11 protein-coding genes and 1 pseudogene are annotated in these 15,849 nt (G+C 61.3%); 6 read left to right on the top strand and 6 right to left on the bottom strand.

The window, feature by feature from the left end:
- Positions 1-19 precede the first annotated feature (19 nt).
- Together ASD02_RS36120 and ASD02_RS36125 are read right to left on the bottom strand one after the other, a co-directional pair.
- Positions 20-1,075, bottom strand: a complete 1,056-nt coding sequence (locus ASD02_RS36120) for a P1 family peptidase (RefSeq protein ID WP_025428392.1) — start codon at positions 1,073-1,075, stop codon at positions 20-22.
- 179 nt (positions 1,076-1,254) lie between these two features.
- Entirely contained in the window at positions 1,255-2,274 is a 1,020-nt protein-coding gene (locus ASD02_RS36125; protein ID WP_063963278.1) for a DUF930 domain-containing protein, read from the bottom strand.
- A 413-nt stretch (positions 2,275-2,687) separates the two neighbouring features.
- Between ASD02_RS36125 and ASD02_RS36130 the strand changes: the two genes are divergently transcribed.
- From ASD02_RS36130 to ASD02_RS36145, 4 genes are all read left to right on the top strand, one after another.
- The gene (locus ASD02_RS36130; protein ID WP_057220179.1) at positions 2,688-3,731 is read left to right on the top strand and encodes an amino acid ABC transporter substrate-binding protein; all 1,044 of its coding nucleotides are present in this window, start codon (positions 2,688-2,690) and stop codon (positions 3,729-3,731) included.
- A gap of 19 nt (positions 3,732-3,750) precedes the next feature.
- The gene (locus tag ASD02_RS36135; protein WP_057213059.1) at positions 3,751-4,941 is read left to right on the top strand and encodes an ABC transporter permease subunit; all 1,191 of its coding nucleotides are present in this window, start codon (positions 3,751-3,753) and stop codon (positions 4,939-4,941) included.
- On the top strand, positions 4,938-6,011 hold the full coding sequence (locus ASD02_RS36140) for an amino acid ABC transporter permease (RefSeq protein ID WP_057207556.1): 1,074 nt from the start codon (positions 4,938-4,940) through the stop codon (positions 6,009-6,011). The genes ASD02_RS36135 and ASD02_RS36140 overlap by 4 nt, the downstream gene beginning before the upstream one ends.
- Positions 6,012-6,093: 82 nt before the next feature.
- Positions 6,094-7,302, top strand: a complete 1,209-nt coding sequence (locus tag ASD02_RS36145; RefSeq protein ID WP_057213058.1) for a TIGR03862 family flavoprotein — start codon at positions 6,094-6,096, stop codon at positions 7,300-7,302.
- Between the two features lie 127 nt (positions 7,303-7,429).
- Here the strand turns inward: ASD02_RS36145 and ASD02_RS36150 are convergent, their stop codons facing one another.
- Positions 7,430-9,244: an ABC transporter ATP-binding protein gene (locus ASD02_RS36150; RefSeq protein ID WP_025428386.1), complete on the bottom strand. Its 1,815-nt coding sequence runs from the start codon at positions 9,242-9,244 to the stop codon at positions 7,430-7,432.
- Positions 9,245-9,687: 443 nt separating this feature from the next.
- Here ASD02_RS36150 and ASD02_RS36155 point away from each other — a divergent pair.
- Positions 9,688-9,957, top strand: a pseudogene (locus tag ASD02_RS36155) (glycerol-3-phosphate transcriptional regulator protein); the annotation flags it as partial.
- A gap of 183 nt (positions 9,958-10,140) precedes the next feature.
- On the opposite strand, the gene ASD02_RS36160 reads toward ASD02_RS36155, so the two are convergent.
- From ASD02_RS36160 to ASD02_RS36170, 3 genes are all read right to left on the bottom strand, one after another.
- Positions 10,141-11,925 (bottom strand): diguanylate cyclase, encoded by a 1,785-nt coding sequence (locus ASD02_RS36160; protein WP_057207553.1) that lies wholly within the window; start codon positions 11,923-11,925, stop codon positions 10,141-10,143.
- A gap of 146 nt (positions 11,926-12,071) precedes the next feature.
- Positions 12,072-14,282, bottom strand: coding sequence for a TonB-dependent siderophore receptor (locus ASD02_RS36165; protein WP_057220192.1), 2,211 nt, complete (start codon positions 14,280-14,282; stop codon positions 12,072-12,074).
- A gap of 179 nt (positions 14,283-14,461) precedes the next feature.
- Positions 14,462-15,346: an AraC family transcriptional regulator gene (locus ASD02_RS36170; RefSeq protein ID WP_057213056.1), complete on the bottom strand. Its 885-nt coding sequence runs from the start codon at positions 15,344-15,346 to the stop codon at positions 14,462-14,464.
- Positions 15,347-15,596: 250 nt separating this feature from the next.
- Here ASD02_RS36170 and ASD02_RS36175 point away from each other — a divergent pair, with 250 nt between their 5' ends.
- Entirely contained in the window at positions 15,597-15,803 is a 207-nt protein-coding gene (locus ASD02_RS36175; protein WP_057207551.1) for a hypothetical protein, read from the top strand.
- The last annotated feature ends 46 nt before the right edge of the window (positions 15,804-15,849 follow it).

The following is a 15,849-nucleotide window of genomic DNA, read 5'->3' on the forward strand; positions in this document are numbered from 1 at the left end:
TCCGTCTGAGGGAAGAGAATTAGGCTTTGAGGGCTGCGAGGCGGACGAGCGAAATCGCCTCAACCGAACTCACCTTGCCGGTGGCCGCATTGAAACCGCTTGTGGATTGCGCCGTGACCAGCGAATTGAGGATCGCCTCTTCTGTCGCCTCGATCGTCGCTTCGAACAGCGGCGAGATCAGGTCGTTCGGCAGGTCGGGGTAGCTGGAGATCGCTGTGCGCCGCTCGCGCGTCCGGCGGACAGCTTCCGCGGTGGAGAATGCCAGCGCATAGTCGCCGGATCCATTGCTGAGGGCGGCACCGGTGCGGGAGAGGCCGCCAAAGGCGCGCTCGGCCAGCCGTTCGAGGCTGCGCGCCGACAACGGCGCGTCGGTGGCGACGACGATGACGATTGAGCCGTCGCGATCATGTCCCGACGGCGCATCATAGGGATGCCCGCAAATCAGCAGCCGGCCGCCATAATTGGACTGCACCAGCACGCCGACTGTGAAGGTTTCGCCTGCCGCCTTGACGCGGCGCGAACTGGTGCCGATCCCGCCCTTGAGACCGAAGGCCACCGTGCCGGTGCCGGCGCCGATGGCGCCCTCTTCGACCGGACCGGGCGCCGCCGCGGCAATTGCCTTGCCGATCTCATCGATCGTCGGGCGGCCGGCGCGGATATCGTTCAGTCTGGAGTCATTGGTCTCTCCGACGACGGCGTTGAGCGACACAACCTTTTCGTTGCCCGGCTGGGCCAGCGTAAAACGGTTGATCGCCTCGATCGCCCGCCCGGTTGCGAGCGTATTGGTCAGAACAACTGGCGTTTCGAGCTCGCCCAACTCGGCGATCTGGGTCGAACCTACGAATTTGCCGAAGCCGTTCAGGACCGCCAGCGCCGCCGGCACCTTGTCCTGAAACAGATTGCCCTGGTGGGGAAGGATAGCAGTCGCGCCCGTGCGGATCCTGTCGCCCTCGACCACAGTCGCGTGGCCAACGGCTACACCGGCAACGTCGGTAATCGCGTTCAACGAGCCGGTTTCATATACGCCTGGGCGGAATCCGAGGTCGCGAAGCCTTTGGCGCGTGTTTGCCGACATGTAGCCTTTTCCCCATTTTGCCAAGTGGCGATCCGCCGCAAACGACCGTCGCCCTATTTGGCTGGAAGCTACTCTGCCCTGCGACAAAACGGCATCGCAAAAATGGAATAGTTCTATGAGAAGTCCGCAAGACGACCGGACGTCTCGCGTTGCAGAGCACGGGCGGCTCGAAGATCGGCTCAGTTGGGCGGCAGACGGCGGCTCTTCCAAGCCGTTTTCGGAACGATGTTGCCGATGGCGAAGCTGAAAGATGTGACCTCGACCGTCTCGAGATCGACCTTGCATTTGAAGTCGACGTCGTACCAATTGCCCTTGCTGCGATAGGCGCCGCCGCTTGCGTCGATCTGCTCCTTGCCGATGAACCCGCCAGATGGCCCGAAGGGCACGAGTATATCAGGAAAGTCCTCCGGCCGCTGATGGCGGATCTGCTCCAGGGCTTCGATGTTGCAGAGTTGGAGGATACGCTTCTTGACCGGAAGTTGGCCCATCGCCTGCTTAACGCGCGGATCGGCGATCGACTTCGCCGAGAAAAGCTCCTCGGCCTTGACAAACCGGTCGGACGGCAACTTCGCCGTCGCTTCGGCCTCGCCTTCCGTCTCGTCACTTTTCTCCTTGTCGTCGGCAGGTTTGCGCACCGGCACCGAATCGGCTTTGGACACCGCCTTCTCGGCATCCGCCTCGGCAGCCGGCTTCTTCTCAGCAGCACTATTATCGCCGTTGGCAGGGGTCGACAGGACGGCAAGCTGCTGCGGTGTCGGCTTTTCCGTCTCCGGTTGCTTCTGCGCCTGCGCCTCCTCTTTCTCCACCTTCTTCGTGGCGGCGTCGGCCGCCTCTGCCTTCTTCGGCTGGTTCACCACATCCTTCTTCTCGGCCTTCGCAGTGGGCGGAAGCTGAGCAGCTTTAGCCTCCTGCTTGATCTTGGCCGCAGCCGACTCGAAGGCCTGTGGCTGCTGACGAGAGGGAGCCGGTTGTGGCTTCGGCTGTTCCTTCTTCGGCTGAGCCTCCTGCTTGGGCTTCTCTTGCTGCTTGGGCTGCGGTGGAGAGACGAGTTCGACGTTGATGCTCTGCTCGCCCTGCGGTTTGGGCGTTTCCTTCGGCAGTTGGATCAGCAGCAGAGCGATGACAAGCAGGTGCAGAGCCACCGAGGTCGGCGTGCCCCATCTGATCTTCTCCCACCATTTTTCTGAAAACAGCTGCATCGCTTACGAGATAATGGACCACATGGGCGGAAGCTAGGTGCTTCGGCACATCTCAACAAGTGGCCGCAATAAAGCACACACAAACCGGAGACTTGACCGGTCGTAGCCTGGCCCGGTCAAGATGCGCACAGCGGTGAACGAAAAATCATCCGTCACCCGAAGAAAATGCGCGGGGCCATCATGAGCTGAGCACACAGCCAGTCAGTGCGAATGTCTTTGCGAGGTTAAGGCCCAGCAACTATCGAAATCATTTCACCGACACTGAAAGGCGAGAAATTTCTTCCCGAAATGGCAGATATTCCGCATAATCATCTCTATTCTATATTTTCTATAGATTTAAAACATAAAGGCAGTCGCGGCCCGGGATTTGTCGGGCGGCGCGACGGACGAACACCATGGCCAGGAGCCTCTTCATGCAGCGAAATTCTATCGGCAGCAGATTTTTCACAAAGGCATTTACAGCCACGGCGGCCCTGACGGCAGCCCTGATCGCCTCCTCCGCCCTTGCGGGCGAGACCCTCGACAAGATCAAGGCACGCGGGCTCATCAAGGTGGGCGTCGGCACCACGCCCGGCTTCTTCACGCCGGATAGCAGCGGCCGCTGGCAGGGTTTCTTCGTCGATTTCGGTCGCGCGCTCGCAGTCACCGTCTTCAACGACACCGAGAAAGTCGAGTTCACCAACTCCTCGCCGCAGCAGCGCCTCCCCGCCCTGCAATCGGGCGAATTCGACATCCTGCTCTCCGGCGTGACCCAGACAGTGACCAGAGCGTTCAAGCTCGGCTTCCATTTCGGCCCGGTGGTCTTCTATGACGGCCAGGGCCTGCTGGTGCGCAAGGATCTTGGTGTCGGCAAGGGCGAGGAGCTCGACGGAGCGACGATCGGGGTCCAGAGCGGCACGACCGGCGAACTCAACATCGCCGATTTCTTCCGCAAGACCGGCAAGACCTTTACGCCTGTGACGATCGAAGAGACCGGCGAATTCCTGAAGGCACTCGATTCCGGTCGCGTCGATGCGCTGACCCAGGATGCGACCGACCTTGCCGCCAAGCGCACGCAGCTTTCCAAGCCGGACGACTATGTCCTTCTGCCAGAGCGCCTGTCGAAGGAACCACTCGCACCGGCCATTCGCGCCGGCGACGACCAGTGGCTGGAGATCGTCAACTGGACCGTCTACGCCACGATCCAGGCGGAAGAGTTCGGCATCACCCAGAGGAATGTCGACAGTTTCCTTACGAGCGAAGATCCGGGCATCAAGCGCTTCCTCGGCGTTGATCCGTCGCTCGGCGAAGCCATCGGGCTTGACCCGAAGTTCGCCTATAACATCGTCAAGGCGGTCGGAAACTACGGCGAGATCTTCGACCGCAACGTCGGCAAGGGCACGCCGCTCAATTTCGATCGCGGCTACAACCAGCCCTGGACCGCCGGCGGCCTACTCTATTCGCCGCCGTTCCGTTGAGTCTTTGCCGGTATCTGCGATGACATCCACTCTTCAACCGGGCCCGCTAGGGCCCGGACTTCCCTCGCGGTTGCGCACCTGGCTCGGCCCCTCGCCCTTTCAACAGATCGTCCTGTTTATCGGCGTGCTGGGGATCTTTGCGCTCTTCGGCTCCAACACCGTCGACAGCATGCAACGCATGGGCCTCACTCCGGGTTTCGGCTTTCTCTTCCATCAGGCGAATTTCGAAATCGGCGAAACCGTGCTTCCCTATTCGGCGGGAGACACCTACGCCCGCGCGCTTGCGGCGGGCCTAGCCAACACCGTCAAGGTCGCCGTCGTCGGCTGTGTGCTCGCCACGTTTCTTGGCGTTGCCCTTGGCATCGCCCGGCTGTCGGGTAACCTGTTGCTGGCAACCTTCGTTCATGCCTATGTCGAACTGCTGCGCAACACGCCGCTGCTGCTGCAGCTCTTCCTCTGGAGCGCGATCATCCATGCGCTACCGCCGCCGCGCGGCGCCTATCTCTTCCTGGAAAGCGTCTATCTCAGCAATCGCGGTGTCTATGTCCCGTCCATTTCGCTACACGGCCTCTCCTGGGCGATCTGGCTGCCGGCCATCCTGTTGACGGCTTACGCGTCGCTGTCGCTCGCCCGGCGCCTGCTGACAGGTGCGACCTTCTATATGCGGAAGGCAACCATGACCGTGTTCGGTTCGCTGGTCGTCTGCACGCTCGCGCTCACCTCTTTCGGCCTCGCTGCCACCATCGATCTGCCAGCCAAGGGCGGCTTCAATATCAAGGGCGGCCTGTCGCTGACGCCGGAATTCTTCGCGCTCTTGATCGGCTTGGTCGTCAACGCGTCCGCCTCGATCTCCGAAATCGTGCGGAGCGGCATCCAGTCGGTAAAATCGGGCCAATGGGAAGCGGCGCGTGCGCTGGGCCTGAAGCCGGCGCAGATCATGCGTCTCGTCGTCTTGCCGCAGGCGTTGCGTGTCATCACGCCGTTGATGATCTCAAGCTTTCTCGACCTCACCAAGAATTCCAGCCTCGCGGTGGCGATCGGCTATCCCGATATCGTCAGCGTCGCCAACACCACCGCCAACACCACCGGCCAGGCGCTGGAAGCGATCTGCATCATCGCCGCCGTCTATCTCACCCTGAGCCTCTCGGTGTCGGCACTGATGAACTTCTACAACAGCCGCATCGTCCTTCGCGGGGAGACACGGCGATGAGCCATATCGAACTGCCACCACCTGTTGCGCCGGACTGGCATCGCTGGCGAAGCGGCCTCTTCGGCGGTTGGGGTAACAGCCTCATCACGCTCGCTACCCTCGGCGTCTTTGTCTGGTTTCTCCAACCTTTCCTCCGTTGGGCAATTTTCGATGCGGTATGGACGGGAACCGCGACAGATTGTGCGGTTGACGGGGTCGGCGCCTGCTGGGCTTTCATCGGCGCCAAGCTGCGTTTCATCCTCTTCGCGTTCTTTCCGCCCGTGCTGCAATGGCGCCCTGCCCTTGTGGTTATAACCGTGCTCGCCCTGCTGGTGTTATCCGCCCTGCCGCGGTTCTGGAGTTTCCGGCTTGTGCCGCTCTGGATCGCCGCACTCGTCTTGAGCTGGCTTTTGATGGCGGGAACGTTGACGCCACCAGTGGTGTCGACCAACAATTGGGGCGGGCTGCCGATCACGCTGGTCGTCTCGATCGCTGGCCTCGCCTTCGCATTCCCGATCGCGCTCCTGCTGGCTCTTGCCCGACAATCGAGCATGGGGATCGTCCGGACGCTAGCGATCACCTTTATCGAGACGCTGCGCGGCGTGCCGATGATCGCAGTGCTCTATGTCGCCATGCTGATCGTTCCGCTCGCCCTGCCGAGCGGGGCCGCCATCGACAAGTTGTTGCGCGCACAGATCGGCGTAACGCTGTTCTTCTCGGCCTATCTCGCCGAAGTCATCCGTGCCGGCCTACAGGTGGTGCCGTGGGGCCAGCGGGAGGCAGCACTTTCCCTTGGTCTGGGCTATGTCCAGACGATCCGCCTCGTCGTCCTTCCCCAGGCGCTGCGCGCCGTCATCCCGGCGATCGTCAATCTTTCGATCGGCATCGTGCTCAACACGTCGCTTTTGGCGGTGATCGGCATCTACGACCTCCTGAATGCGGCAAGGACCTCGGCCACGGATCCGACCTGGCTCGGCTTCTATACCGAAGCCTATGTCTTCGCCGCCGCGGTCTATTTCATCATCTGCTTTGCCGGCTCGCGCTACAGCATCTGGCTCGAGAAACGTCTGAACGCCGCGAGCAGGCATTGAAGCGCGCCCTTCGCCCCGCCTTGCGCGAGGCGCCGTGACGGGCCAAGAGTCCCCGTAACGGAATCGGACGCCGGACGGGCACATGAAACGAAGCGAAATCGCGATCATCGGCGGCGGGCCGAGCGGGCTGATGGCGGCAGAGATCCTGTCTATGCAGAACCATTCGGTGACGGTCTACGACAGCATGCCGACCGTTGCGCGCAAGTTTCTGCTTGCCGGCAAGTCCGGCCTCAATATCACCCATTCCGAGGATTTCGAGCGCTTTGCCGATCGCTTCGGCGCCGCGTCGCAACAGTTGCGCCCGGCACTCGACGCTTTCACGCCCGCGGACGTGCGCGTTTGGGCGGAAGGTCTCGGGACCGAAACCTTCGTCGGCTCGTCCGGCCGGGTATTTCCGAAGGCGATGAAGGCCTCACCGCTGCTGCGCGCCTGGATCAAGAGGCTTGAGGCGCAGGGCGTGCGGATCCTGACGCGGCACCGATGGACTGGCTTTGCCGGTCAGACACTGACCTTCGACACGCCGGATGGGCATAAGACCGTCCACAGCGATGCCACGCTTCTCGCACTCGGCGGGGCAAGCTACCCGCGCCTCGGGTCGGACGCCGGATGGGCGACGGCTCTGAAAGACGCCGGCGTCGATGTCACCGACTTCCGCCCAGCCAATTGTGGCTTCGATGTCGACTGGAGCGATGCGTTCCGTGAGCGCTTTGCCGGCGAAGCGCTGAAATCGGTGACGGCGACTTCAGAGGCAGGCACGATCCCCGGCGAATCCGTCATCACCCGTCACGGTATTGAGGGCAGCCTCGTCTATGCCCATGCGGCGCATTTGCGCGACCGTCTGGAGATGCAGCGCTCTGCGGCATTGTCAATCGATCTTGCTCCGGGACGAACGGTCGAACGCCTGGCCAAGGACTTGGCGCGCCAAGACGGCAAGATGAGCTTCTCCAATCGCCTGCGCAAAGGTGCGGGCCTGGAGGGCGTCAAATCGGCCTTGCTGCGCGAAATTGTTCCCGAGGCCACACGCACCGATCCGAACGCGCTTGCCGAACGCATCAAGTCGCTGCCGATTGCCGTCCTTCGTCCCCGTCCCATTGCCGAGGCGATTTCATCGGCGGGCGGCGTGCGTTGGAGCGCCATGGATGACGCCTACATGCTCACCGCGCTGCCGGGGATTTTCGTTGCCGGCGAGATGATCGATTGGGAAGCGCCGACCGGCGGGTATCTGCTGACCGCCTGTTTCGCCACGGGTCGTGCTGCGGCACACGGCATCGACGCATGGCTGCGACGGTAGGCAAGCGTCGCCCCCCCGCAAAGCGGTATCACTGACGACGCGGGATAACAGATAAAGAAACGCAAGACGCCGGCACACTCAGGTACCGGCGTCCTTGCATTTCGGCATTTGCGGCTTGCGCCCGGCCTTAGCTGTCGTTGAGGACCAGGCCCTTGGTCAGTTCCAGCGCCTGCCGCTCGAACAAGCCGCGGTAGATGCCGCCGTCGAGGCGGATGAGTGCCTCGTGCGTGCCCTCCTCGGCGATGCGGCCGTGGCTGAACACCAGCAACCGATCGAGCGCGCGTACGGTCGACAGCCGGTGCGCGATCACCAGGGTGGTGCGACCCAGCATCAATCGCTCCATCGCCTGCTGGATCAGCACTTCCGATTCCGAATCGAGGCTCGACGTCGCCTCGTCCAGAATGAGGATCGGTGCATCCGCCAGGAAGGCCCGGGCGATGGCGATGCGCTGGCGTTCGCCGCCCGACAGCTTGACCCCGCGTTCGCCCACCAGCGTGCCGTAGCCTTTCGGCAGGCCCGTGATGAAGTCGTGAGCGCTCGCAAGCCTTGCGGCTTTTTCGATCTCCGCTTGCGTGGCCGTCGGCCGGGCATAGGCGATGTTCTCCGCAAGCGAGCGGTGGAACAGGATCGGTTCCTGCTGGACGATCGCGATCTGCTGGCGCAACGAAGCCTGGGCAACGCCGGCGATATCCTGACCGTCGATCCGAATCTGGCCGGACTTCAGGTCATGCAGGCGCTGGATCAGCTTGACGAAGGTCGTCTTGCCCGAGCCGGAATGTCCAACAAGGCCGACACGCTCGCCCGCCGGGATCGTCACCGAGAACCGATCATAGAGCGGCTTGCGATGGGCGCCGTAGTGGAAGGTCACATCGTTGAATTCGATGCGACCGTCGGTGATGCGGATCGGCTTTGCTTCGGCCTTGTCTTCGATACCGAGCGGCTGGGCGTGGATGTCGACCAGCTCTTCCATATCGTTGACGGACCGCTGCAGGTTGCGGATGTGCATGCCCACTTCACGCAGGTAGCCCTGCAGGATGAAGAAGGAGGTCAACACGAAGGTTATATCACCGGCTGTTGCCTGCCCGCGCGACCAGAGAAACAGTGCAAAGCCGATGACCGCCGCCCTAAGTACGAGCAGCAGGGCACCCTGCGTCGTACCGTTCACCGTTCCGCGGACCCAGGTCCGGCCCGTGCGGTCCCGCCATTTGGCCAGCACCTTGACCAGCCGCGCATCCTCGCGCTTTTCGGCCCCGAAGCCTTTGACAACGTTGTTGCAGCTGACGGCATCGGCAAGCGAACCGCCGAGCTTGGTATCCCAGCTGTTGGCCAGGCGTGCCATCGGCGCGACGTAGCCGAGCGACAACGTGACCGTCGCAGCGATGAAGACAAGCGAGCCCACGCCGATGATGACACCCATCATCGGCCAGTACCACGCCATCAAAGCGGTCGAGCCGACCAGCATGATGATCGACGGAAACAACGCGATCAGCAGCGTGTCGTTCAACAGGTCCAGCGCCCACATGCCGCGCGTCACCTTGCGGACCGTCGAGCCGGCAAAGCTGTTGGCATGCCAGTCGGACGAGAAGCGCTGGATGCGGAAGAAGGCCGCCGAGGCAATGTCGGACATCATCTTGAGCGTCAGGTCGACGACACCCATGAAGGTGACATGCCGGAAAATGATGGCACCGAGCGACAGCGCCATCATCGTCCAGAATGCCGCAAGGGCCGCGTCCCAGGCCACCTGGTCGGAGGCAGCACCGGTCACGACCGCGTCGACCAGCCGACCGGAGTAAAGCGGCGTCAGGACATCCGCGAGCGTCGAAAACAGGACGGCACCGAGGATGAAGGCAAGGCGAAGCGGCTGGCGCTTCCAATGAACCCAGGTGAAACCGAGAACGCTGCGGAACGCACCGCCGCGCAAGGCGAAACGAGTAAAAGCCATAACGATTGCCCAATGCCTGGAGCATTGGCCTCAAAATTCAGGTCAATGAAACATGCCGAGAAAGGGAAACTGTTTTCCGATCGGCATCAATGGATTGGTAGCTTCCGCATCGAGGGAAGACCAAAGTCAGCGAGAAAGGTCCTGACTTGCAACTGCTAAAGAGCCCGAAGCCCCCCAGCGTCTCGTTCAGAACTGTACGCCGCCCCGTAGGGAGAAAGAATAAGCTGGCATCTGAAACCTCCCTGATCTGTTGCCGGAGATCGACTTATAGGCGAATCGCCCGCAACCGCCAAGCGAGGAAATCTAGCCATGCGCCAAAGTGCAACCGGTGCGGCTTGCTTGCAACAGTGTACAAGACGCCCCGGGGTTTACGGCGACACGGTCTTCGTAGCAGAGTAAACCGTCGGCCGATGGCGGGATCAGACGGCCGACTACATCCGGAATTCAAGTTCGACATCGCCGTCATCTCGGTCAGCGGCATCGACCAGGATGGCGACATCGGCGACGACGATCACGCTGAGGTCGCCGCCGTCTCCGCCGCAATGAAGCAGGCCGAACGCATCATCCTTGCCGTCGACAGCAGCAAATTTTCCAGGCGCGCGCTCGTGCGCCTTGCCTCGCTCGCCGACGTCGATGCGCTCGTCACCGACAGCCTGCCAAACGAGGGCATTGTCGCACTGCTGCAAAAACACGGCGTGAGCATTCACCACTAGAGTATTTCCAGGAAAAGTGCGAAGCGGTTTTCCGTCAGGAAATGCGTAAAAACAAAGAGATAGAGCGCTTGTTCGATTCCGTCTAAATAGGAAACGGCTCTACCGCCTTATCGCACAACGCCCGCGGTGGCCGGCACGGGGGGACCCTGGTTGCCGGCGGAATGCGCTCCTTCACAACGTGTTTTAGGTAACAACCAAGCCCGACGAGCAAACCGTCATATTCCGCCCCCGCGCCTTGGCGTCGAGCAAGGCGGCATCGGCCCGTGTCAGAAGCGTCGCGACCGTGCCTTCGCGTGGCGACGAGGCAATACCGATCGACACGGACACGGAGCCGAGGATACGGCCGCGATGAGAAAGCGGTGTCGTGCCGATCTTGTCGCGCAGGCGCTCGGCGAATTCGAAGCCCGCCGCCTCGCTCATTTCAGGCAGCAGCATCGTGAACTCCTCGCCACCGAAACGGTAGGTCGCGCCCAGCTCGCCGGCCGCGTCAAGCATGATCTGGGCAACATACTGCATCACCACATCGCCGGCGTCGTGGCCGAACTCGTCGTTGAAGCGTTTGAAGTGATCAATGTCGATCATGAGGCAGACGAGCGGCCGGCCGGCCCGCTCCCGCAATTGCTTGTTCAGCGCTTCGTCGAGGCAGCGCCGGTTAAGGAGGCCCGTCAATGCGTCGCGGACCGCCAGGTTGGTCAGCTTCTCGCGCAGCTGCAGGTTGGCCACAGCCAGGCCGATATTTTCCGCAATCAGCTCGAGATAAAGCCGCGACGTCTCGACGGCCGGCTGCTCGGGCGAGCGTTCCTCGAAATAGAGCAAACCGATCGTATCGCCCTGAGCGGTCAGCGGCACGCACAGTCCAGCGACATCGCTCTCGTCCAGATGCTGGCAGGCAATATCGCCCTGCCCGCCATTGCTGACATGCGGCCGGCCGCGGCGAAGCCCCCAGCAGGCACTGGAAGGGAAAGTATCGGCCGAATGTTGCGGGTCGAGCCAGGTTCCGACACGCGTCAGCGACGTGCGGTTATCGTTCAGCACATAGAGATGACCGGCAAGGTTGGGGAAGATCTGCGGTGCGAACCGGGCTACGACCTCGGCCAGTTCTTCCTGGATCTGGCACGCCTGCAGCCGATGCATCATTTGCAGGATGAGGTCCTTGGTCTGCTGATCCAGTCGGCGCTCTGCATCGAGCCGGTCCCGCTCCAGCCCGTTGGTGCGAAAGATATGGATCGCCTCGTTCATCTCGCCGATCTCGTCCCGGCGACGGTCGAGCGGAACTTCCACGTCGTAATCCTGCTTGGCAAGCCGCGTCACGATGCCCGTCATGCGCACCAGCGGCATGGCCACGCGCCGCTTGAGCACGAAATAAAGGACGCCGAGGAAGAGCGCCGCAGTCATGGCGAGCATGGTCTTGGCGGCGATGGCGAACCAGTCGCTTCGCTCCTTTGCCTGCTCCAGTGCCGCGCCGGTTCTGGCCTTGGTCAGTTCGCGGAAGCGGACCACCGTTTCAAGCAACGCCGTCTGCAGACGGTCGTGCTCCGGACCGAAGAGCACTTGTTGCGCTTTTGCCTGATCGCCCTCCTGGTAGGCGGCGATCGCCGCCACCTCGATCTTGTCGAGGGCCTCTACCTCGCGCTCGACCTCCTGAAGTGCTGCCAACTCGGCCGGTGACGCCCCGACCTCCCGCACGTTCTTGATCGCCGCCTCGTGAGCGCGCTCTTCCTCTTCCCTGCCATGGAAGCGTTCGAGATGGCGCAGGTCGCCGCGCATCACGTACAGACGGGCAGCATCGCTCCGTTCCTCAGCGCCGAGCGCAAGATCCTCGCCAAGCGTGTCGAGCACAAGATGCTGCTCGGCCGCCTGCCGCTCCTCGATCGCGCTGTTCGTCGACAGGATGAACGCTACACCGGAAAGTCCGGTCAAAAGGACCGTGACCCCGTAGGCCCAGTTTGTAATCGCATTGATTCTCATGGGATGATCTATAGCCGATGGCGACGGAATAGCCGACATTGGAAAGCGCAGCGAGCGACGCATTTGCCAGAATGTAAACGACGTCGGGACCGGTGGCAGCCGGTCCCGACGTCGTTTACATACAAACTAAAGAGGTGATGCCGTCGTTACCATTTTTTGCTGAGCTTCAGGGTCAGCGTGCGGCTTTCGCCGTAGCCGCACACCGAAAGCCCCTGGCACCCCTTCACATATTCCTTGTCTAGGAGATTGGAGACGTTGAGCGATGCCGCCCAATCGTCCTTCTCGTAGCGAATTGCCGCATCGACCAATGCGGCCGAGGGCACTTTGCGCGTGTTCTCCGCATCCGCCCAGGATTCCCCCTGGTATCTGACGCCGGCGCCAAGGCTGACCCCCTCGAGCGCTCCTGAAGGCACGGTATAGTCGAGCCACAGCGACGCCTGAGCGTTGGGAACAAGGTACGGCGTCTTTCCCACCAACGCCGTGTTCGCGTCTTCGGTCACCTCGAGATCCATGAAATCAAGACCGGCGATCAGCTTCCAATCTTCGTTGATATTGGCCTTGCCCTCAAACTCGATGCCGCGGGAACGCACCTCACCCGTCTGGGTGGAAATGCTCGTCAACGGGTCGGTCACGAGAGCATTGCGCTTGGTCAACTGATAGAGTGATGCCGTCAACACGCCGTCGAATAACGTCGGCTCGTATTTGACCCCGACTTCGAACTGTTCACCTTCCTGCGGCTTGGTATTGCCTGTTGCTGTCACCGCGACGATCGGGTTGAAGAAGGTCGCGACGCTGACATATGGGGTCAGGCCATTGTCGAACTCATAGGCAAGGCCAGCGCGGCCGCTGAAAGCGCCTTCGTTGTAGCTGAAGGCGTTATTTTGCGTCGGAGCCCAGAAGGTCGGGCCGTTTTTGGTGTTGGTGTCCACGTAATCGTAGCGACCATTGAGCGTGACGAGCCAGCCCTGACCGAACCTGATCTGATCCTGCGCATAAACGCCCAGCTGCTGCTGCGTAACCACCTGATTGATATAGGTGGCGTTTGCGGGCTGCGGCGCACCATAGATCGGATCCGTTGCGCTGATGGGTGTAGCGGCCGACGAAGCCTGCACATGGTCCAGCCGGTAGTACTTGTAGTCCAGGCCAACGAGCAGCGTATGATCCAGTGCCCCGGTTTCGAATTCTCCTTCGACACGGTTGTCGACGGCGAAGGTATCGACCTTCGATGTCGCCTCAAACCCCAGACGATAAAGGAGATTGTCGGGGGTGGCCGGCACTGTCGACGACGGGAAGGGCAGGCTCGGATCGTAGTAACCGAAGGTATATGGGCCGTTCTCATGCTTGTAGAGATGGCCGTACCGCAGGTTCTGGCTAAACTGCCAACCGCCTTCAAACTCGTGCGTGAATTCATAGCCGATCATCTGCTGGACATAGGTGCCCGTATCCAGATCCGGCTCACCATAAAATGCATCGCGGTCGATCTTACCGAAGGGTGCATCGACGACCGTGCCGACATAAGGCAGGAAGCCGTTGCCGACGTGCACCTGGTCGAGGCCCTGTAGAACACCGTAGACCGTCAGGCTTGTCGCATCATCAGGCGCGTAGGTGATCTGCGGCAGGACGAAGCCGCGCAGATCGTTGGAGAAATCGGTGTAGGTATCGCCGCCCGACATCTTGCCGGTGACGCGATACCGGATGGTGCCATCGTCCGTCAGCTTGTCGTTGACATCGAAGCCGGTGAAGGCATTGCCAAAGTTGTTGATGCCGATCTCGGTATAATAGAGCGGTTCATCGAATGGCCGCTTGCTGATCAGGCTGACGATACCGCCTGCGTTGGCGCCGCCGTAGAGCGCCGAGGCGGGCCCCTTCAGCACTTCGACCCGCTCGAGCATGAAGGGGTCGATTTGAAAACCGCCGAAACCAAAGCTGAAAAGCGTCAGACCATCGAGGAACACGCCGGTCTGCGTCGCGTCGAAACCGCGGATGTAGTACCAATCCGTATCCGCATCGGTGCCGAAAGGCTCCGTCGTCACACCCGGCGTGTAGCGCAGGGCCTCATCGACCTTGTTGACCACGCCGCGGTCGTCGAGCTCATCGCGACCGATGACGGAGACGGATTGGGGAATTTCGCTGATCGGCGTGGCCGACTTCGAGCCCGTCGTCGTCGCCTTGGCGACGTAACCGTCAACGGGGCCGGTGGCCTCGTCGCGTAAGCCCTGTGCCTGCACCTCGATCTTTTCGAGTTTCGTGGCGATACCGTCCTGGGCGACCGCCGCCGTCGACACGAGCAAGGCGATACCGGCAACGCCACTCGCAAGGAATTTTCTCAAACGCACACTTTCACCATCACGCTGCATCGTATCGTCGCCCTTTGATGCCGGACCCGCCATCCCCACGACGTGCGGCCCGACTTTCTGACTGCTGATAAGATGACCGTTTATCTCAACTATTAGGACGGGGCTTGTTTCGAACCCTGAAAGTTGAACGCTCTTGGGCAAATGTGTGCGGGCAACTGTTCAAGGCTGAAGGCATTTGCTCAGGCGAGACGGCTTCTTTTCCAAAGAGCCGGCGTCGTTCCGACTGCCTTGCGGAAGACGCGGGTGAAATGTGCCTGATCCGAAAAACCGGTTTCGGCAGCGATCGCGGTCAGCGACGCTTCATTCTTTAAAAGCAGATGCTTGGCCCGCTCGATGCGCGCGTTAGTCTGCCACTGGTGCGGCGCCACGCCTGTCGATGCCTTGAAGGCGTGGCTGAAATGGGACTGCGAAAGCCCGGCGAGACCAGCCAGTTCCTCGAGCCGGATGTTGCGAAGGCTGTTTTCCTCGATGTATTCCACCGCCCGACGCAACTGCCATGACGCGAGCTGGCTGCGCTTGCGTGCGCTGCTGCGATTGAGCTTCATCAGGTCGATGAACAGCGCCAGCGTCAGCCCGTCGCCGTAGAGATCGTGTAGTGGCTGCGGATTGAGGCATTCGGCAGCGATCAGTTGGGCGAGTTGGAGAAACCGCTCGTCGTGGAACATCAGCCGTGGCACGGCGCATTGGCCGGCGTCGAGATCCTCCATCAGCCGTCGGCTAAGGATGTCGATGTTGAAGTGCAGATCGAGATGGCGGATGTATTTGACATCAACCACATCCGCCCAGATCTCCATGCCGGCGGGGATGTAGGAGATCGCCTGTTGCCGATAGTTCTGGACGGCGCCGTTTGCCTGCGAGGAAAGCTTGACGTTGCAGCTGCTCCCACCCCGCGCATCGAGAACGATGAACATCCGCGGATCATCCGAGACGTAGTAGCCGCCGGCATGGGGGTCGCATTCCACATCCCACACGTCGGCAATGATCCCGTTCCATTCCCGGCGATGCAACTCGCCCTGGATCTTGAAACCGGCAATCTTGTTCTGCATCCGCGGCTGAAACGTCATTATCGCGTTGCCCGTCTTCGGGAAGGTCTGTCTTGGCTACTTTATTCCTTCCTCCAATACTCATCTTTAAGCCGCAACGGAAGTCCCCGGCGATTGCTTTTGGAGAGAACAGCACCAAGCGGATCTGAGGGTGAAAGACTGCGGCGTGGCATGATTTTTTTCGAGATTCCACACCAAAGGATCACACGGACAATCCCCAGCAGGGCCGATAGGGCTATAAGGCTGCACTCAAACAGATCAGGAGCTTACGATGGACACCGTCGAAATCGCAGACCGCAGCGAATTTGCCCTCTGGGCAATCCAGCGCGCACAGGAAATCGTCGTGACTGAAGGCGCGTCTTTCGCCATGGCGGCACGCGACATGGACGATACGGCGCTGACCGCTGCTGCAGCAGCACTCGGTAAGGCCATCAGCGACGCCATGATCGAAGTGTTCGACGGTCTCATGGCCGAGTAAGAGCCCGATTCGTTCGCAATGTGCAAAGGGCCACGCCAAGCGCGGC

This window comes from Ensifer sp. Root1252 (assembly GCF_001425885.1).
Taxonomy (GTDB): Bacteria; Pseudomonadota; Alphaproteobacteria; order Rhizobiales; family Rhizobiaceae; genus Ensifer; species Ensifer canadensis.